Here is a 17,436-nt window from a genome sequence, read left to right as displayed (position 1 = left end):
GAAGATAAAAAGCATCTGCCGCTGTCCGGCAGATGCTGTGAAGCGGGTGAATTAACTGCCTTTGCTCATATTTTCCAGCTCATCCCAGCGTTCCAGTTTTTCCAGCAGAATCTCTTCAATTTCTGCCAGACGCTGCGAGGCTTGGGTTGCAGCTTCGGCATCGGATACAAACCAGGAACCATCAGCCAGTTTCTCTGACAGTTCAGCCTGTTCTGCTTCCAGCGCTTCAATTTCAGCCGGCAGCTGGTCCAGTTCACGCTGATCTTTATAGCTGAGTTTCTTCTTCACGGGTGCCGGAGCAGCTTCTGTTTTTGCTGCTTCTGCCTTGGCCTGGGCTTTTTTCACCGCCATTTTCTGGTCAACCACGGTTTGATCCGGACGCTGCTGTAAATAATCCTGATAGCCGCCGACATATTCTTCAATATGACCTTTGCCATCAAACACCCAGGTCGAGGTGACCACATTGTCCATAAAGGCACGGTCATGCGAAATTAGCAGCAAGGTGCCTTTGTATTCAGCCAGCATTTCTTCCAGCAGTTCCAGCGTGACCATATCCAGATCGTTGGTCGGCTCATCCATCACAATTAAATTGGATGGTTTCAGCAAGAGTTTGGCCAGTAGCACGCGGTTACGTTCACCGCCGGACAAGGCTTTGACCGGGGTACGCGCACGTTCCGGGTTAAACAGGAAGTCTTGCAGATAGCTGTAGATATGACGGCGCTGTCCATTGACATCAACAAAGTCAGAACCTTCAGAAACGTTGTCCTTGACCGATTTTTCCAAATCCAGCTGGTTACGCAGCTGATCAAAATAGGCAATTTCCAGTTGGGTGCCAATTTTAACGGTACCGCTGTGTTCCACTTCATCCAAAATGGCTTTAATCAGGGTGGTTTTACCGACCCCGTTATCTCCAACCAGACCAATCCGGTCGCCACGCATGACAATGGCCGAGAAGTCTTTGATTAGCGGCTTGCCATCATAGCTGACGCCCAGATGCTCAATATCAAAGACCAGTTTGCCTGAACGCGCAGCTTCCTGTACCCCCATGTTGACTTTGCCTTGCTGGAAGCGACGCGCTTTGGATTCTTCGCGTAAGGCTTTCAGGGCACGAACACGACCTTCGTTGCGGGTACGACGCGCTTTAATGCCCTGACGGATCCAGGCTTCTTCTTCGGCCAGTTTTTTCTCAAACAGGGCATTCTGTTTTTCTTCTGCTTCCAGCTGCTGGGCTTTGAGATCCAGATAGCGTGAATAGTTGCCTTCATAACTGCGCAGAATCCCGCGATCCAGTTCGACAATACGGGTTGCCAGACTGTCGACAAAGGTCCGGTCGTGCGAAATAAACAATAAGGTCAGGTTGTTCTGATCGAGCAGGAATTTTTCCAGCCATTCGATACTTTCAACATCTAAATGGTTAGTCGGCTCATCCAGTAACAGGATGTCCGGTTGGGTCAGCAGGGCACGGGCCAGCAGCACGCGGCGTTTACGGCCACCGGAAAGATCTGCCAGATCGGCATTCGGGTCCAGCCCCATTTTGCTTAAAATAGAGTTGACCTTGTTTTCCAGTGCCCAGCCATCAAGCTGATCCAGTTTGTGTTGCAGTTCACCCATGCGCTCGCAGGCGGCCATATCGCCCAGTACGCAGGCATCATTGGCGGCATGATAGGCACGCAGGACTTCTGCTGCTTCACCGGCACCATCGGCGACAATATCGGCAACCTTGCCCGAATCCATCGGGACATCCTGGGTGAGCATGGACACGGTTAAGCCATTTTGAATCGAGACTTCACCGGCATCGGGCAGTAAGCTTCCTTCAATCAGTTTAAGTAAGGTAGACTTACCTTCACCATTACGGCCGATCAAACACACTCGTTCGCCACGTTCAAGAGTAAAGTTCGCGCCGTCGAGCAGGGCGGGTCCACCAAACGCGAGTTGGACATCCCTTAGGGTAATATAGGCCATAGTGTTTCCTGAAAAATCTCAAATGAGGATTTAAAATGACTAAACAACAAAATCTAAATGATCAGGCGTCATTTTCCGCACCCATTGAAGATTTGCAAGTCCGAATTGCATTTTTAGATGATTTAGTTGAACAGCTGAATGAGCAGGTGACTAAACAGAATCTGGAAATTGCCGACCTCAAGAAACAAATGCAGCTGCTTTATCAACGGGTTGAGTCAGCTGACCTGTCTGAAGGCATTGCTCCCTTCGATCCGCTGACCAATATTCCGCCGCATTATTAATCTGTCAATTGCTAGAACATTCCGCACAATCTATTGATAAACCCACAGCCTGAATGCGGGTTTATTTTAAGGTATCCATATAAAGAAGATACTGGTAGATCGGTTTAGCTCCAGCCGCTTTTGAGGCAGCGATCACAGCGCCACAATAAAAAAATTTGACCTTTATCTCACTTCCGGCTCTAATGCCCACTTTCGGCTCTCAGATCCTTTATTTTTTGTCATGACCCAGAAAGTTGTACTTTTAGATCTTGAACAGAATATGCCTACGGCACAACTGCTGCGCGATATTCTGCAGCATTATTCGACACTCTACCTGTTTAACTGTGCCGGACGCTTTGAGTACGCGCTGGATGACCTGACTGAACTGGCCAGCTGGATGAACAGCGCTCAGGTGGTGGTACTGGACACCCCAGAAGCACCGCATAAAGAGTTTGAATATGCCGTGGTGGTCGGGCAGTTAATGGCATTACTTGAGCCAGATAGCCATGTCGAAATTATTTCGGCCCAGGACAGCAGCGATATTCTGGTGCAAATGCTACAGGCCTCGAATATCAGTGCCCATCTGATTTTGATTCAGCCAGAAGATGCGGCGCAGCCACTTCATACGCCAAAATACAGCTTGCCGAGTATTGCCACCATCCAGCAAAAACCGTATTTGCAACTGGTCAAAAAATACTGTGATGCTCTGGCAAAAATGAGCGGTAAACCGAATACGGTCGAGAAGCTGAAAAACTCTCTCAGCAATATTTTGCAGGTGGTGCCGGAAAAAGCCCAGCGTCTGGTCGGTTTGTTAATTAATCTGAAAATTATCAAGCGTTATGATGAGCAAATTGCCTTTCGCAAGAAGGTGCTGAAACAGTGGATTCAGCTGGATTTAAATGCCTCTGCTGAAAAAACACCGGTGGCCAGCAGTCTGGATCAGGCCTTAAAACAGTTACAGTCGACAGAAAGCGGAGCTGCTCCTGTTATTGAACAGGACTCTGTCGCCGCGCCGATTCAAAGTGCGCAGCAGCTGCTGTTTAAAAACTTTGACCAGATTGATCCGGTACAGCTGGAAGTGGCGCGTAAACTGCGCGAACTGAAAGCCGATAAACCCAAAGATATTTATGCCTTGCGTGACCTGTTAGAACAGATGTTTCCCCAGTCCGACGTGCGGTTATTGCTCAAGGAACTGCTGGAAAAAGGCTATATCTACTGGAACGGGCATGAAGTGGTCTATAGCCACGAAATGTTCCTGAATTAATTTTATCGTGCAAACTTGCGTTTTATATGGCGCTTATGCAACTCTAATAAAAGAACATAAAGGTTGAGCTATGGAAAATACTGGAATTTGGGTGGCACTGGCCATCATCATTTTTGTGCTGGGCTCGATTTTTGGTTTGCGTGTCAGTCCAAGAGAAAAAGCCCTCGGCCTGATGCGTGAAAAAGCCCGCAACATGGGCCTGCATCCGCGTCTGGTGGCTGCGCCGGACTGGATCAAAATTCCGATGGCCACAGAAAGCCGTGCCAGTATGGTGGCCTATTATAGCGTACTGATTCCAGAGGCCCGCTTGCCGTTAATGCGCGCCCGGGTGGTCGATCAGCAGCTTGAACTGGTGCATGGTGAGGAAAAATTTAATCATACACCCGTTGCATTAAAGGGCATTTATGCTATTGATATGCAGGCAAACTGTGTAGGACTCTATTGGGATGAAGAAGCTGATCTGAAAGCCACCCAACTGGATGACATCAAGGCATATTTACATTCTTTGGCTGAACTTTAATTTAAAACATTTTCACAGGAACTACGGTTAACTATGGCGAACGCTCCTCGCTCCACATCGAAAAGCACTACAGCAAAATCTGCCGATGGCGCTAAGCGTGCCTTGGTGATTGTGGAGTCGCCTGCAAAAGCGAAAACAATCAACAAATACCTCGGTTCGAATTACATTGTAAAGTCGTCGGTCGGTCACGTGCGTGATTTGCCTACAGGCGCCAGTAAAAGTACAGAAAAGAAAACCACCACACGTGCCAAACTGACCGAAGCACAAAAAGCAGAAAAAGCTCAGCAGGCCTTGGTCAACCGCATGGGGGTAGACCCGGAGCATGGCTGGAAAGCCCAGTATGAAGTGCTACCGGGCAAGGAAAATGTTGTTGCTGAATTGAAAAAACTGGCATCGCAGGTCGATGAAGTCTATCTGGCAACGGATTTGGACCGTGAAGGGGAAGCCATTGCCTGGCATTTAAAAGAAGTCATTGGCGGTGATGATGCGCGTTATCAGCGTGTGGTATTTAACGAAATTACCAAAAATGCCATTCAGGAGGCCTTTAAGCATCCGGCACGTCTAGACACCAATAAAGTCAATGCACAGCAGGCGCGCCGTTTCCTGGACCGTGTGGTTGGCTTTATGATTTCGCCATTGCTGTGGGAAAAAATTGCCCGTGGTCTGTCAGCCGGTCGTGTCCAGTCAGTAGCCGTCAAACTGGTGGTAGAGCGTGAACGTGAAATTCGTGCCTTCATTCCGGAAGAATACTGGCAGGTATTTGCCGATACCAAATCTGCACAAGATGATATTCGTCTGGAAGCAGTCAAGCAAAATGGCAAGACCTTAAAGCTGCGTAACAAGGCTGAAACCGATGCCTTGCTGAACCTGATTAAAGATGCAGATTATACGGTGGCTGCACGTGAAGACAAGCCAACCAAGGTGAATCCGAGTGCGCCATATATCACATCAACGCTGCAACAGGCGGCCAGTACCCGTCTAGGTTTCTCGGTCAAGAAAACCATGATGTTGGCACAGCGTCTGTATGAAGCCGGTTTTATTACCTATATGCGTACCGACTCGACGTTCCTGAGTGATGACGCCGTGAATATGGTGCGTACGCATATTGAATCCGAGTATGGCCAAAAATATTTACCGGCCAAGCCAAACCGCTACGGCAACAAAGCCGGCGCGCAAGAGGCTCACGAAGCGATTCGTCCATCCAATGTTGGTCTGAAAGGCGACAGCCTGGCCGGTGTCGAGCGTGATGCCCAGCGTTTATACGATTTAATCTGGCGTCAGTTTGTGGCCTGTCAGATGACTCCGGCCGAATATTTATCGTCGACCATTCTGGTCAATGCCAATGGGGTAGAACTGAAAGCCAAAGGCCGTACCCTGGTCTTTGATGGCTTTACCAAAGTGCGTGGTCAGAACAAGTCTGATGATGATGTATTGCTGCCTGCAGTGAAAGTCGGCGAAGTGCTGAAACTGCAAAAGCTGGACCCATCACAACACTTTACCAAGCCGCCGGCACGTTTTACCGAAGCCTCGCTGGTGAAAGAACTGGAAAAACGTGGCATTGGCCGTCCATCGACCTATGCGGCGATTATTTCCACCATTCAGGACCGTGGTTATGTCAAGCTGGAAAACCGCCGCCTGTTTGCGGAAAAGATGGGTGAAATTGTCACCGACCGTCTGGATGAAAGCTTTAACAACCTGATGAACTACGACTTTACCGCGGACTTAGAAGGTCAGCTGGATAAAGTGGCCGATGGTGAACGCAACTGGAAAGATCTGCTCGACAGCTTCTATGGTGATTTTAAAACCCGTTTGACCAATGCACAGGGCGAACAGGGCATGCGCCGTAATCTGCCGGTGGAAGTGGATGCCGTGCATTGTCCGGAATGCGAACGTCCAATGCAGATTCGTACCGGTACCACCGGGGTATTCCTGGGCTGTTCCGGTTATAACCTGCCGCCAAAAGAACGCTGTAAAGGCACTTTGAATTTAACGCCAGTTGAATCTCTGGCGGCCCTGTCAGATGATGACAGTGCTGAAACCGCCGACCTGATGTCGAAAAAACGCTGCCCGATTTGCGAAACCGCAATGGATAGCTACGTGATTGATGGTGGCCGTAAACTGCATATTTGCGGTAATAACCCGGACTGCGCCGGTTTTGAGCTGGAAGAAGGCGAGTTCAAGATTAAAGGCTATGATGGCCCGACCATTCCATGTGATAAATGTGATGGCGAAATGCAGCTGAAAACTGGCCGTTTTGGTCCATACTTTGCCTGCACCAGCTGTGACAATACCCGTAAAGTCTTGAAAAACGGTCAGCCTGCGCCGCCGCGTGTCGACCCCATCAAGATGGAACATTTACGCTCGACCAAGCACGATGACTTCTTTGTCCTGCGTGATGGCGCTGCCGGTCTATTCCTGGCGGCCAGCAAGTTCCCGAAAGTGCGTGAAACCCGTGCACCGAAGGTGGCGGAACTGCGTACGGTTGCTGACCAGCTTGATCCAAAATATCAATTCATTTTGCAGGCACCCGATGTAGACCCAGAAGGCAACCCGACTCTGGTGAAATTCAGCCGTAAAAATCAGGCGCAATATATTGGCTCTGAAACCCCTGAAGGCAAGCAGACCAAATGGAGTCTGGTATATCAGGATGGCAAATGGGTTGAAGCCTAAAAGCTAAAAATAAAAAATGCCGACATCAGTCGGCATTTTTTATATCAAAATCAACTCCACAATAAATTTGAATAATAAGCGCTTGGGGAACCGGTGGATATCCAAACAAAAAAATTTGCGGTGTTAATTGATGCCGATAACTCTTCGATTCACGCTATTGCTTCGGTGCTTGAAGAAGTGGCCAAATATGGTATTGCCAGTGTGAAACGGGTCTATGGAGACTGGAGCAGTGAAACCCTGAAAAAGTGGCGTGATGTGCTGTTACCACATGCCATTACCCCGGTACAGCAGTTTGCCTATACCAAAGGCAAAGATGCCACCGACATGATCCTGATTATTGATGCCATGGATTTGCTCTATGCCGGAGCGCTGGATGGTTTCTGTATTGTGTCCAGTGACAGTGACTTTACTCCGCTGGCCTCACGGATTCGTGAAAATGGCCTGAGTGTTTATGGATTTGGCAAAAAATCCACTCCGGAAGCCTTTAAAAAAGCCTGTGATAAATTTATTTATATTGAAAACCTGATCTCTGAAAATGAACTGAAAAATGCTGAAGAAGATGAAATCAGCCCGGTTCAGGACAAAAAGAACCTAGAAAGTGCAAAAAACTCCGAGCTAAAATCCAGCACTGTGCCGAAAGAAAACCCGGCTGCAGAGATGATGGATCGCGCCACACTGAATCTGATTTATAAAGCAGTCAAAGACAATGCCGATGAAAATGGCTGGGCCAATCTGGGCATGGTCGGGCAATATATCAGCGCGGTAAAACCGGATTTTGATTCCAGAAACTATGGCCGGGCCAAGCTTTCCGGACTCATTAAAACTCTGAATCTGTTTGAAACCAAAATTGAAATGAGTCAGATGTATCTGAGAAAACTCAAAAAACAGAGCGCTTAAGCCGATGTGGAAAAAGATTCGTATCCTGATCCTGTTGCTGATTCTTTTCATTGTGGCGGTAAATGCCTATCGTGACCAGAATCAGGACTGGACTAAACCGGTGCGGGTGCTCTTGCATCCGGTGAATGCTGATGGACAGGACAGCACGCAGCTTTATATCCAGCAGCTGTCTAACAGCAGTTTTCAAACGGTGCAGCAGTATTTGCAGCAGGCCGCAGCACAGTATCGCCAGCAACCGGTATATTTTTATCTGCAGCTTGGCCGGGAACTGAAACAGTTGCCGCCACAGGTACCGGAACAGGCTTCTTTACTCGATAGCATCATCTGGAGTCTCAAGTTCCGGTTTTATGCCTGGCGTCAGCATCAGTCAGTTGATGGCGCACCGCATGTGACCCTGTATTTAAACTATTATGATCCAGCTCATCAAAAAGCTTTAAAACATTCTACCGCGCTGGAAAAAGGCCGGATTGGTTCGGTTAACCTGTTTGCCGCCGAGCGTCAGAACCAGCAGAATCATGTGGTACTGGCACATGAATTACTGCATGCTTTTGGCGCCCGTGATAAATATGATCTGGCCACCGGACTGCCGATTTATCCGCTGGGTTATGCCAACCCGCAGCAACAGCCACGCTATCCACAGCAGAAAGCTGAGTTAATGGGCGGGCATATTCCGCTAAGTAGCAGCACCAGCAAAATGCCGGACAGCCTGCAATACACCGTCATTAATGACCTGACCGCTGCGGAAATTGGCTGGCTACGCTAATATGCGGATAAGCCAACACTTATCCACAATGGACACCCACGCTGGGGATAAACCACATGCCACTTCGTTTTGTGATTGCACCAGATTCCTTTAAAGAAAGCCTGAGCTCAGTACAGGCCGCCCTGGCCATGCAGCGCGGAATCTTGCGGCAGTTTCCGGATGCAATCTGTCGCTTGGTACCGCTGGCCGATGGCGGTGAAGGCACCGTCGATGCCCTGTTAAATGCATGTACCGGGCAGAAAGTTTCGTGTCGGGTACGCGGTCCTTTGCCGCAGCAACAGGTTGAAAGCTACTTTGCCCTGATTGACGACGGCAAAACTGCAGTCATTGAAATGGCCAAGGCCAATGGTATTCATCTTATTCCGTTGGCGCAGCGCAATCCGGCGCTTACTTCTACTTATGGCACTGGCGAGATGATCCGCCAGGCGCTGGATCTGGGCGTGTCTAAAATCATGATTGGACTGGGCGGCAGTGTCACTAATGATGCCGGCAGTGGGATGGCGAAGGCGTTGGGGGTGAAATTTTTAGATCAGGCTGGCCTGGAGGTGCAACCGTGTGGTGGTAATTTAAAGCAGATCTGTGAGATTGACCTCAGTGCGCTGGATGCCCGTTTGGCAACCACCGAGATACTGATTGCCAGCGATGTCAATAATCCGCTCTGTGGTGAACATGGCGCCTCGGCCATTTTTGGACCGCAAAAAGGTGCCACACCGGAGCTGGTCAAAATTCTCGATCAGAACTTGGGTTATTTTGCCAATCTGGTTGAAGCAACGCTTGGGGTCAAGGTCCAACATCAGGCCGGGGCTGGTGCTGCCGGTGGACTGGGTTTTGGCTTGCTTGCTTTTGCTCGCGCAAAAATTCAGTCAGGTGTTGAACTGCTGATTCAGCAAACCTGGTTGGCTGAAAAAATTGCACAGGCCGATGTGGTCCTGACCGGCGAAGGGAAAATTGATCGGCAGACCTTCATGGGTAAAACCCCATTTGGTGTGGCACAGGTTGCGAAAGGCTTGAATAAACCGGTCTATGCGTTTGCAGGAATGATTGGTGAAGATATTGAGCCACTGCTGGAGGCGGGATTTACACAGATTATTGGTATTAATCCACCTGATATTTCAGTAGAAGATGCGATTCGAAATGCGGAAAATAATTTAACCGACAGCGTCGAAAATGTCATGCGATCGCTAAAGAAAGCTTGATAAACCCAGATGCCAATAGGGTTTAAAAAATGATAAATAGGGAAATTATGAAAAAGATCATCTTGGTTTTGATATTAAGCTGCATCACCGTACACGGTTTTGCAAAACCAGCCTACCGCGAAAATATGCAAAATTATCTCAAGAAAAATCCTGTACAGCAAAACTCACAGCCGAGAGTACTGTCTTTTCATTTTGATGAGATGCATCTGAACGTTTTAAAAAATCTGCTGGCAATTGAAAAGAAGGTCACGCTGATTGTGGATTCAGATGTCGACATGAATCATCAATTCCCCCGTCATTTACGCAATTCGAACTTTTTTGAATTTTTGGACGTAACGACCAGACAGCTGGGGCTGCAATACGAAGTACTCAATTCGAAAACGATCCGGGTTTACAAATAGGCTAGTTTTTATATTGATGGGATGCTTATGATAAGATCTCGCTTTGAATTTTCGAGAAATGATTTGGTATGTCACTTGCACAGCTCATCGACGAGTTAAATCCCCAACAGAAAAATGCAGCCACCACTGAAGCAAAGCATAGTTTGGTCTTGGCTGGGGCTGGCTGTGGCAAAACCAAAACCATTGTGGCGCGTGCAGCTTATCTGATTGATCAGGGCGTTCCGGCCAACCAGATCCAGATTTTAACCTTTACCCGCCGTGCCGCTGCTGAAATTGTAGCGCGGGTCGAGCTGGCGCTGGGCGAGCAGGCCAAGGGCTTGCGTGCTTCTACCTTCCATACCTTCTGTATGTATCTGCTGCGCCGGATTCCGAAAGCCTTTGGGCTGGAACAGTTCTCGATTATTGATCGTGATGACCAGATCATGATGTTCCGTTTGCTGCGTGGTAAAGATGACAAGAAAAATCCAAATGCCTTGCCCAAGCCACAGCAGCTGTGTGACCTGTATTCTTTTGCCCGCAATACCCGGCAAAAACTGAGTATTGCGCTGGAAAAACAGTTACCGGAATGTCTGGATTATAAAGATCAGATTGCCGAGATCATGAAAGAATATGAAGCGCGCAAGCAGGTGCGTCATTTTCTGGATTATGACGATATTCTGGCAATTGTCGCCTCGGCGCTGGCCCAGTCAGAGGGGCTGGTCGATTATGTCGCATCATTGTGCCAGCACATGCTGGTCGATGAAATGCAGGACACCAATCCTTTGCAATGGGCCTTGCTGGAGCCGTTAAAAGAGCGGGTGCAGCTGTTCTGTGTTGGTGATGATGCGCAGTCGATTTACGGTTTCCGTGGTGCTGACTTTGAAAATATTCATCATTTTAAAGAACGTGTTCCGGGTGCCCAGATTTATAAGCTGGAGCGCAACTATCGTTCAACCCAGGAAATTCTGGATCTGTCGAACTGGTTGCTGGATCAAAGTCCGATCGGCTATGACAAACGGCTGGAGGCGTATCGTGGCAGCGGCTTAAAACCGCGCATGCACATTTTCCCGAATGAGTTTGATGAAGCCAAATGGATTGCCATTGATATCAAAGAGCGTCACTTTATCCAGGGCGCAGCATGGCAGGAGCATATGGTGCTGGTGCGTTCTAGTTTTGCCGCGCGGCATATTGAAGCGGCCTTTATTGCCGCCAATGTTCCGTATCGTTTTATTGGCGGCATGAAATTACTGGAATCGGCGCATGTCAAGGATTTGCTCAGTCTGCTGCGAGTCATTGCCAATCCGGCCGATGATATTGCCTGGATGCGTTTTCTGACCCTGTGGAATGGCGTGGGAGATGTCGGTGCCAGTAAACTGGCACAGCAGTTATTGTTGAATCCGGAAATGGAGCAGATTGCGGAAAAGCTGGAGAAATTTGGCCGGATTCCGGATAAAACCATTTTGATTATGAAGCAAATGGCGGTACTGAAACAGAAAGTCGACGTCTGTGTCAGTCTGGCGATTGAGGCACTGGTGGAGCAGCTGGAACAGAATTACGCCAAAAAAGACTGGTCAAAACGGCTTAAAGATTTTGATCTGGTCAAGCAGCTGGCCAGCAAACACGGTCAGCTCAGCGAGTTTCTGGAAGAATATGTGCTCGATCCGATTTCGATTAGTGAAATTGAGCGCCAGTCAGATGATGACGTGGTCACGCTCATTACCATTCACTCGGCCAAAGGTACCGAGCAGAAGGTCTGCTATGTGGCCAATGTCACTGCCGGGCAGTATCCACATGCACGGGCGCAAGGGAATTTTGACGAAGTCGAAGAAGAACGCCGGGTGCTGTATGTGGCTTTAACCCGGGCGCAAAACGAGCTGATTCTGACCAAGCAGAACATCAGCTGGTGGGCCAGAGATACGGTCGATGAACAGGGGCGTACTGTGGAAAGCTATTTCCTGAATGATTTGACCCGTAACCTGTGTCAAAGTGAAACCCATTATAAAACCCGTGAACAGACCGTTAAAAGCGCGCTGATCGAACGCCAGAAGATTCGTTTAGATTTTGGGATTGATCTCGATTAAACTAGAGCCATGTGTTGTGCAGCTTGATGCACAATCTCCAGAGTAGAGTAGGCGCATGCTTTTGGATGATTTGGCCTATTTGGAAAAAGTAAATGAAAATTCTTGTACGTAATTTAGAGCGTTCCATCACCGATGCTGAACTGCTGGCGCTGTTTCAGCCGTTTGGCACAGTAGAATCTGCGGTGATTGTTAAAGAGGCTGACAGTGGCAAGTCCAAAGGGTTTGGCTTTGTGGAAATGCCGCATGGTCGTGAAGCCGTCAAAGCGATTAAGGGCCTGAATACCCTGAAAGTCAAAGGTGCTGGCATTCGCGTTAAAGCTGCGGAAGACAAGCCGAAAGCTTGAACATCAACAGGAGTCCTTAGAGGCTCCTTTTTTAGCGCTGCATTTTTCTCTATTTAAACTTATCGTAGAAAATATCGATGCTGATGATAGCGCTCATATGTATTTTTTGTTGGGCATTTGGACGCAGAGCGTTTAAGCTTAATGTTGAAATAAAAGCCAAAATTTAGGAACGCTATTCATGTCCCGTGTTGCTCGCTTTCATGCCGACCGTACCAATCAAAAACTGTATTTTGCCCGTCTTTCATGTCAGCAAGCCGAACAAACCGAACATATCCAGCAGGCGCAGGCACATCGCGAAGCAGCGGTGTTTCATCTGCATGGTGCTGTACTGGCCTTTTTGCAGGAACTGGTGCGTTACTACCGCCTGAATGAGCTGCAGCCGACTTTAAAATCAATTGAAGAAGCGATGGCGGCCAAAGGTCAGGTATCGCCTGAAGTGGTGATTCTGCAAAAACTGGCCAAAGAAGGCTTTATTGCTGAATTAAAACGCGCTTATCGTCTTTGTCAGTATACGCCGGAGCCAAGCGCACCGGAACCGGAAGATGAGACTTCATCGAACCTGATTATTAAAGTCACTCAAACCCCGCAAGCATGGCTGCCAGATACCAAAATCCTGCGTGAATGGCATCGTGAGCTGATGCAGTTAATTGATGGTTTCAGAAATGAAATGGTGGAATTCTAAACCCGACCAGTGTCCCTTGAATTCTGAAAACCTGACATCATATTAACTATCTAAGCGATGCAAAGAGTCCATCTTTGCCACCATGTTGAACATGGAGGAATTATGTCTATAGAACAGTTAAAAGCCTTATTTGGAAATCAGGACGCGATTTTGGAATTGGTTCAGCTTGAAGGTGGTGAGTTGGCATTGCGTAATGCTGGTTCAGAACAGGAACCTCTGGTCAAAATTCAGTTTAATGATGAAGTCAAAGCCCTGCTGGGAGATCAGACGCCAATTGTCGCCCAGCACATGATTCAGGCCGCATTATTCGGGCTGCTGGAAAAGCAGGTCAATGAATGGCAGGCCGAAGTGGTTGATGAGCAGCCGAAGTATCTGAGCTAGTCGGCTCATGCTCTGGAATGCAAAAGCGCACCTGAAGGTGCGCTTTTTTGTGCCTGAGGCTTAATGTGAGGGTGGTTGATGATGGGCAATTTCAATCTGGTTTAAAATATGATTGCTCATGTTCTTGGCCATTTCTTCTTTGGCAAAGTACACCTCACCGATATTGTCACGGCGAATGACTTCGGCTTCTTCTTTGCTTTCCGCGCAGATCAGCACCTGAATTTGCGGATTCAAAGTGGTGGCAATATCAACAATTTTATGAATATCAATAATGTCCATCGGTGAAATCACCAGTAAACGGGCATGTTGAATATGTGCCTGAATCAGTACTCCAGGCTCAGTGGCCACACCAGATACCGCAGCAATGCCTTTTTCCCGCAGGTTTTCGACAATCTCACGGTTTTCTTCGGCAATCACCACCTTGATATTTTCTGCCATCAGGTTTTTGGTAATGCGGCGGCCAACTTCACCATGGCCAATAATCACCACCTGATCACGCAGGTAATCTTGTGAAACTTCATCGGGTAACATCGCCAGCGGGTCGCCACTGCGTTCCAGCAAACGGGCCAGATGTGAGCGCTCGCGAATCCAGCGCTGTACCGGTTCAATCGCCGAAAACAGGAAGGTGTTTAAGGTAATGGAAATCAGGGCACCGGCCAGAATCAGGTTTTGACCTTCTAGAGACAGCAACTGTAACGATACGCCGAGCGTGGCCAGAATAAAGGAGAATTCACCAATCTGCGCCAGTGAAGCACCCACCGTTAATGCAGTGTTAATCGGGTAGCGGAAGAACAGGACCAGGGCCATGGCGGCAATGGTTTTACCAATCATGATAATGCCGACCACTGCCAGCACATGCAGCGGTTCTTCCAGCAGAATCCGCGGGTCAAACAGCATCCCCACCGACACGAAGAACAGGATCGAGAAAATCTCCCGTAGCGGCAGGGTTTCTTCTTCAGCACGATGGCTAAAGTCAGACTCTTTCACCACCATACCGGCAAAGAAGGCGCCCAGTGCCATCGACACACCAAAGACTTTATAGGCACCAAAGGCAATTGACACGGCCGCCGCGACCACAGTCAGGGTAAACAGTTCACGGGAACCCAGACGCGCCACTACCTGCATAATCCAGGGTACCAATCGTTTTCCGATAATCAGCATAAAGGCAATAAAGCCGGTGACTTTTAACAGGGTAATGCCCAGTGTCAGCCAGATGTTTTCATCAGCTGCACTACCGGCAAGTGCCTGTCCACCCAACAGGACCGCAGTAGCCGGTAACAGTACCAGCACCAGTACCATCACCAGATCTTCGACCAGCAGCCAGCCCACGGCAATCTTGCCGTTGACCGAGTCTAGCAGGCCGCGATCCCCCAGTGCTTTGAGTAGAACTACCGTACTGGCACAGGACAGGCTAAGACCGAACACTAGTGCAGAGCCGAAACTCCAGCCCCACATCATCGAGACTCCAATCCCCAGTAAAGTGGCGACAGTAATCTGCAGGATGGCACCGGGCAGGGCAATCCGTTTGACTTGCATCAGGTCATTGAGCGAGAAATGCATCCCGACGCCAAACATCAGGAACATCACACCCAGTTCAGCCAGCTGGTTGGCCAGGTGAATATCACCGACCACGCCGGGCGTATTTGGACTAATCAGGATACCGGCCACCAGATAACCGATCAGGGGCGGTAAACGTAAACGGGCGGCAATATAGCCGAACAGTAAGGCCAGTCCAAAGCCGACAGCCAATAAGATAATAAGTTCTACATCATGCGGCACTAACAACTCCTTAAGCCAAGGTTAAGGGTAAAAAAGACAAGCACAGAGAGTGCCAGATTGAAAAGATCAGGAAATTTTAACAACTGGAAGAAAAAAAGTGCAAAAAAAACGACCTGCAGAGAGGTCGTTTTTTTCAAAAAGCCAAAATTATTTGATTTTAGCTTCTTTGAAGATTACGTGTTGACGGATTTTTGGATCAAATTTTTTGATTTCCATTTTTTCCGGCATAGTACGTTTGTTTTTAGTCGTGGTATAGAAATAACCTGTACCAGCTGTAGAAACTAAGCGAATCTTATCACGCATTGTCCTGACTCCTTACTTAGATCTTTTGACCTTGAGCACGTAGGTCAGCAACAACCTTTTCAATGCCCAATTTGTCGATAATACGCATACCTTTAGTGGTTAAACGAAGACGTACAAAACGTTTTTCGCTTTCTAACCAGAAACGGTGGTGGTGCAGGTTCGGCTCGAACCGGCGCTTAGTTTTGTTGTTGGCGTGTGAGACGTTGTTACCAACGACTGGACGCTTGCCGGTAACTTGGCAAACCTTAGACATGGTGTAACTCCATTGATTTAGCCAACAGCAAATCTGTATGGCCAGTCAAAAATAAACGGATGAATTCATTCAAGGGGCGTTTTATACCAAAAATGCGCTTAAAAGACAAGCGATTTTCAGGAAAACGCAGCACGAGCCATGCTAATAGCTCATGCCTTGATCATTTAGCGAAGAAGCATCTTTGAAATTAGTCTGTGAATCGGCTTATTGAACGGCGGCAGGATGTATTTCAAGCTATACAGCTTCGGATTAGACATCACCGAGCGTTCATGCGACAAACTGAAGAATCCTTCGGGACCATGATATTTGCCCATCCCTGACGCACCGACACCACCAAATGGTAAGTCATCCTGTGCGACATGGGTCAGTACCATGTTTTGTCCGAAATGCCCTGAATGGGTACGCTGTGCGACATAGTCGGCACGCGCCTGATCAAAGTCGAAGTAGTATAATGCAAGTGGACGCGGACGGCTATTAATAAACTCGATTACATCATCAATTTGTTCATATTCCATGATGGGCAGCAGTGGTCCGAAAATTTCCTCTTTCATGATGCGCATTTCGGTGGTGACCCCGGTCAGTACGGTCGGAGCGACTTTGCGTACATCGTCCAGCAGTTCATTTTGCGGATTGATTTCAATCAGTTGGGCGCCCTGTTCACGGGCATTGTCTAAATAGCCCTGCAGCCGGTTGTACTGCTTGTCATTAATAATGGAGGTGTAATCCTGATTGTCGCGCAGACTTGGATACATCTGCTTAATATATTGTTCATAATGATTCAGGAATTCGGCGGTTTTGCCTTTAGGCAGGAACATATAGTCCGGTGCCACGCAGGTCTGTCCGGCATTCCAGAGTTTACCAACCGCAATCCGCTCGGCAACATCGGCCATATCACTTGATGGATGCACCAGCACGGGCGATTTACCGCCCAGCTCTAAAATCACCGGCACCAGATTTTCGGCTGCCGCCGCCATCACGGTTTTACCGACATTGGTCGAACCGGTAAAAATCATTTTATCGAAGGCCAGATGACTAAAGGTATCGGAAATCGCACCGCCGCCGGTAATGACCGCCACCAGTTCCTGCGGGAAAGCTTCAGCAATGGCATTTTCCAGCACGCGGCCAAAATGCATCGAGGCACTGGAAATTTTAATCATGGCGTGGTTGCCGGCTGCTAAAGCGCAGATTAACGGACCGACCGACAGTAACAGCGGATAATTCCACGGTGCAATAATGCCGACCACACCCAAAGGCTGGTATTGCACCCAGGCTTTGGCCGGCTGATGAATAATTCCGACATGTCGCTTGGATGGTTTCATCCAGCCACTGAGGTTTTTGCTGTAGTATTTGATATGTTCAAGGCAGGTGAGTAATTCGCCAATTTTGGTCTCGCCCATCGAACGGTTACCATAGTCTTCATTAATTGCTTCGGCAAACTGATCCTGATATTTAACCAGCACCCGTTTTAACCGTGCCAGACGGTCAATCCGTTCTTTGGCGGTTGGCAGCGGATAGCGCTGATAGGCGTATTTCTGCAGGGCCAGAACATCATGTAAACGTTGTGCATCAAGGTTATGGGGCGTGCTGTCGGGAGTGGTCATCGAAGTTGTTTTTGTTTGACTGTTCATGGCGTGTTACCATTCGATTGAATCAATTAATTTAGTTTTTAGAGTATTTACTCTAAATAGTCAAGTTACTTTA

General features: G+C 48.3%; 17 protein-coding genes. 12 read left to right on the top strand and 5 right to left on the bottom strand.

The window, feature by feature from the left end:
- Nucleotides 1-51: 51 nt before the first annotated feature.
- Entirely contained in the window at nt 52-1,962 is a 1,911-nt protein-coding gene (locus P253_RS11510; RefSeq protein WP_016659581.1) for an ATP-binding cassette domain-containing protein, read from the bottom strand.
- A 35-nt stretch (nt 1,963-1,997) separates the two neighbouring features.
- On the opposite strand from P253_RS11510, the gene P253_RS11505 reads away from it, so the two are divergent.
- From P253_RS11505 to P253_RS11450, 12 genes are all read left to right on the top strand, one after another.
- A complete protein-coding gene (locus P253_RS11505) occupies nt 1,998-2,243 on the top strand; it encodes a SlyX family protein (RefSeq protein ID WP_005182087.1) in 246 nt (81 codons plus the stop codon).
- Between the two features lie 220 nt (nt 2,244-2,463).
- Complete coding sequence (locus P253_RS11500; protein WP_016659580.1) at nt 2,464-3,486, top strand: hypothetical protein; 1,023 nt, start codon at nt 2,464-2,466, stop codon at nt 3,484-3,486.
- A gap of 70 nt (nt 3,487-3,556) precedes the next feature.
- Nucleotides 3,557-4,006, top strand: coding sequence for an ammonium transporter (locus tag P253_RS11495; RefSeq protein ID WP_016659579.1), 450 nt, complete (start codon nt 3,557-3,559; stop codon nt 4,004-4,006).
- A gap of 33 nt (nt 4,007-4,039) precedes the next feature.
- Nucleotides 4,040-6,676 carry a type I DNA topoisomerase gene (gene topA / locus P253_RS11490; RefSeq protein WP_005182090.1) on the top strand — a complete coding sequence of 879 codons (2,637 nt, stop codon included), beginning with the start codon at nt 4,040-4,042 and terminating at the stop codon, nt 6,674-6,676.
- 93 nt (nt 6,677-6,769) lie between these two features.
- The gene (locus P253_RS11485) at nt 6,770-7,573 is read left to right on the top strand and encodes an NYN domain-containing protein (RefSeq protein WP_005182091.1); all 804 of its coding nucleotides are present in this window, start codon (nt 6,770-6,772) and stop codon (nt 7,571-7,573) included.
- Between the two features lie 4 nt (nt 7,574-7,577).
- Entirely contained in the window at nt 7,578-8,336 is a 759-nt protein-coding gene (locus P253_RS11480; protein ID WP_016659578.1) for a hypothetical protein, read from the top strand.
- A gap of 56 nt (nt 8,337-8,392) precedes the next feature.
- Nucleotides 8,393-9,532: a glycerate kinase family protein gene (locus P253_RS11475; RefSeq protein WP_016659577.1), complete on the top strand. Its 1,140-nt coding sequence runs from the start codon at nt 8,393-8,395 to the stop codon at nt 9,530-9,532.
- A gap of 47 nt (nt 9,533-9,579) precedes the next feature.
- A complete protein-coding gene (locus P253_RS11470) occupies nt 9,580-9,933 on the top strand; it encodes a hypothetical protein (protein WP_016659576.1) in 354 nt (117 codons plus the stop codon).
- 68 nt (nt 9,934-10,001) lie between these two features.
- Nucleotides 10,002-11,993: an ATP-dependent helicase gene (locus P253_RS11465; RefSeq protein WP_005182102.1), complete on the top strand. Its 1,992-nt coding sequence runs from the start codon at nt 10,002-10,004 to the stop codon at nt 11,991-11,993.
- 92 nt (nt 11,994-12,085) lie between these two features.
- Nucleotides 12,086-12,337 carry an RNA recognition motif domain-containing protein gene (locus P253_RS11460; RefSeq protein ID WP_005182105.1) on the top strand — a complete coding sequence of 84 codons (252 nt, stop codon included), beginning with the start codon at nt 12,086-12,088 and terminating at the stop codon, nt 12,335-12,337.
- Nucleotides 12,338-12,515: 178 nt separating this feature from the next.
- On the top strand, nt 12,516-13,019 hold the full coding sequence (locus tag P253_RS11455; RefSeq protein ID WP_005182107.1) for a DUF6586 family protein: 504 nt from the start codon (nt 12,516-12,518) through the stop codon (nt 13,017-13,019).
- 102 nt (nt 13,020-13,121) lie between these two features.
- A complete protein-coding gene (locus P253_RS11450) occupies nt 13,122-13,400 on the top strand; it encodes a hypothetical protein (RefSeq protein WP_005182110.1) in 279 nt (92 codons plus the stop codon).
- Nucleotides 13,401-13,460: 60 nt separating this feature from the next.
- Here P253_RS11450 and P253_RS11445 read toward each other — a convergent pair whose 3' ends face one another.
- From P253_RS11445 to P253_RS11430, 4 genes are all read right to left on the bottom strand, one after another.
- Complete coding sequence (locus P253_RS11445; RefSeq protein WP_005182113.1) at nt 13,461-15,179, bottom strand: cation:proton antiporter; 1,719 nt, start codon at nt 15,177-15,179, stop codon at nt 13,461-13,463.
- 147 nt (nt 15,180-15,326) lie between these two features.
- Nucleotides 15,327-15,482 (bottom strand): 50S ribosomal protein L33, encoded by a 156-nt coding sequence (gene rpmG, locus P253_RS11440; protein WP_003654787.1) that lies wholly within the window; start codon nt 15,480-15,482, stop codon nt 15,327-15,329.
- A gap of 16 nt (nt 15,483-15,498) precedes the next feature.
- Nucleotides 15,499-15,735: a 50S ribosomal protein L28 gene (gene rpmB, locus P253_RS11435; RefSeq protein WP_000048256.1), complete on the bottom strand. Its 237-nt coding sequence runs from the start codon at nt 15,733-15,735 to the stop codon at nt 15,499-15,501.
- A gap of 164 nt (nt 15,736-15,899) precedes the next feature.
- Nucleotides 15,900-17,363, bottom strand: coding sequence for a coniferyl aldehyde dehydrogenase (locus P253_RS11430; RefSeq protein ID WP_016659575.1), 1,464 nt, complete (start codon nt 17,361-17,363; stop codon nt 15,900-15,902).
- Nucleotides 17,364-17,436: the final 73 nt, after the last annotated feature.

The organism is Acinetobacter indicus CIP 110367 (assembly GCF_000488255.1).
Taxonomy (GTDB): Bacteria; Pseudomonadota; Gammaproteobacteria; order Pseudomonadales; family Moraxellaceae; genus Acinetobacter; species Acinetobacter indicus.
Note: the sequence above shows the minus strand (reverse complement) of the source record. Positions and strands in the feature narration are given on the sequence as shown.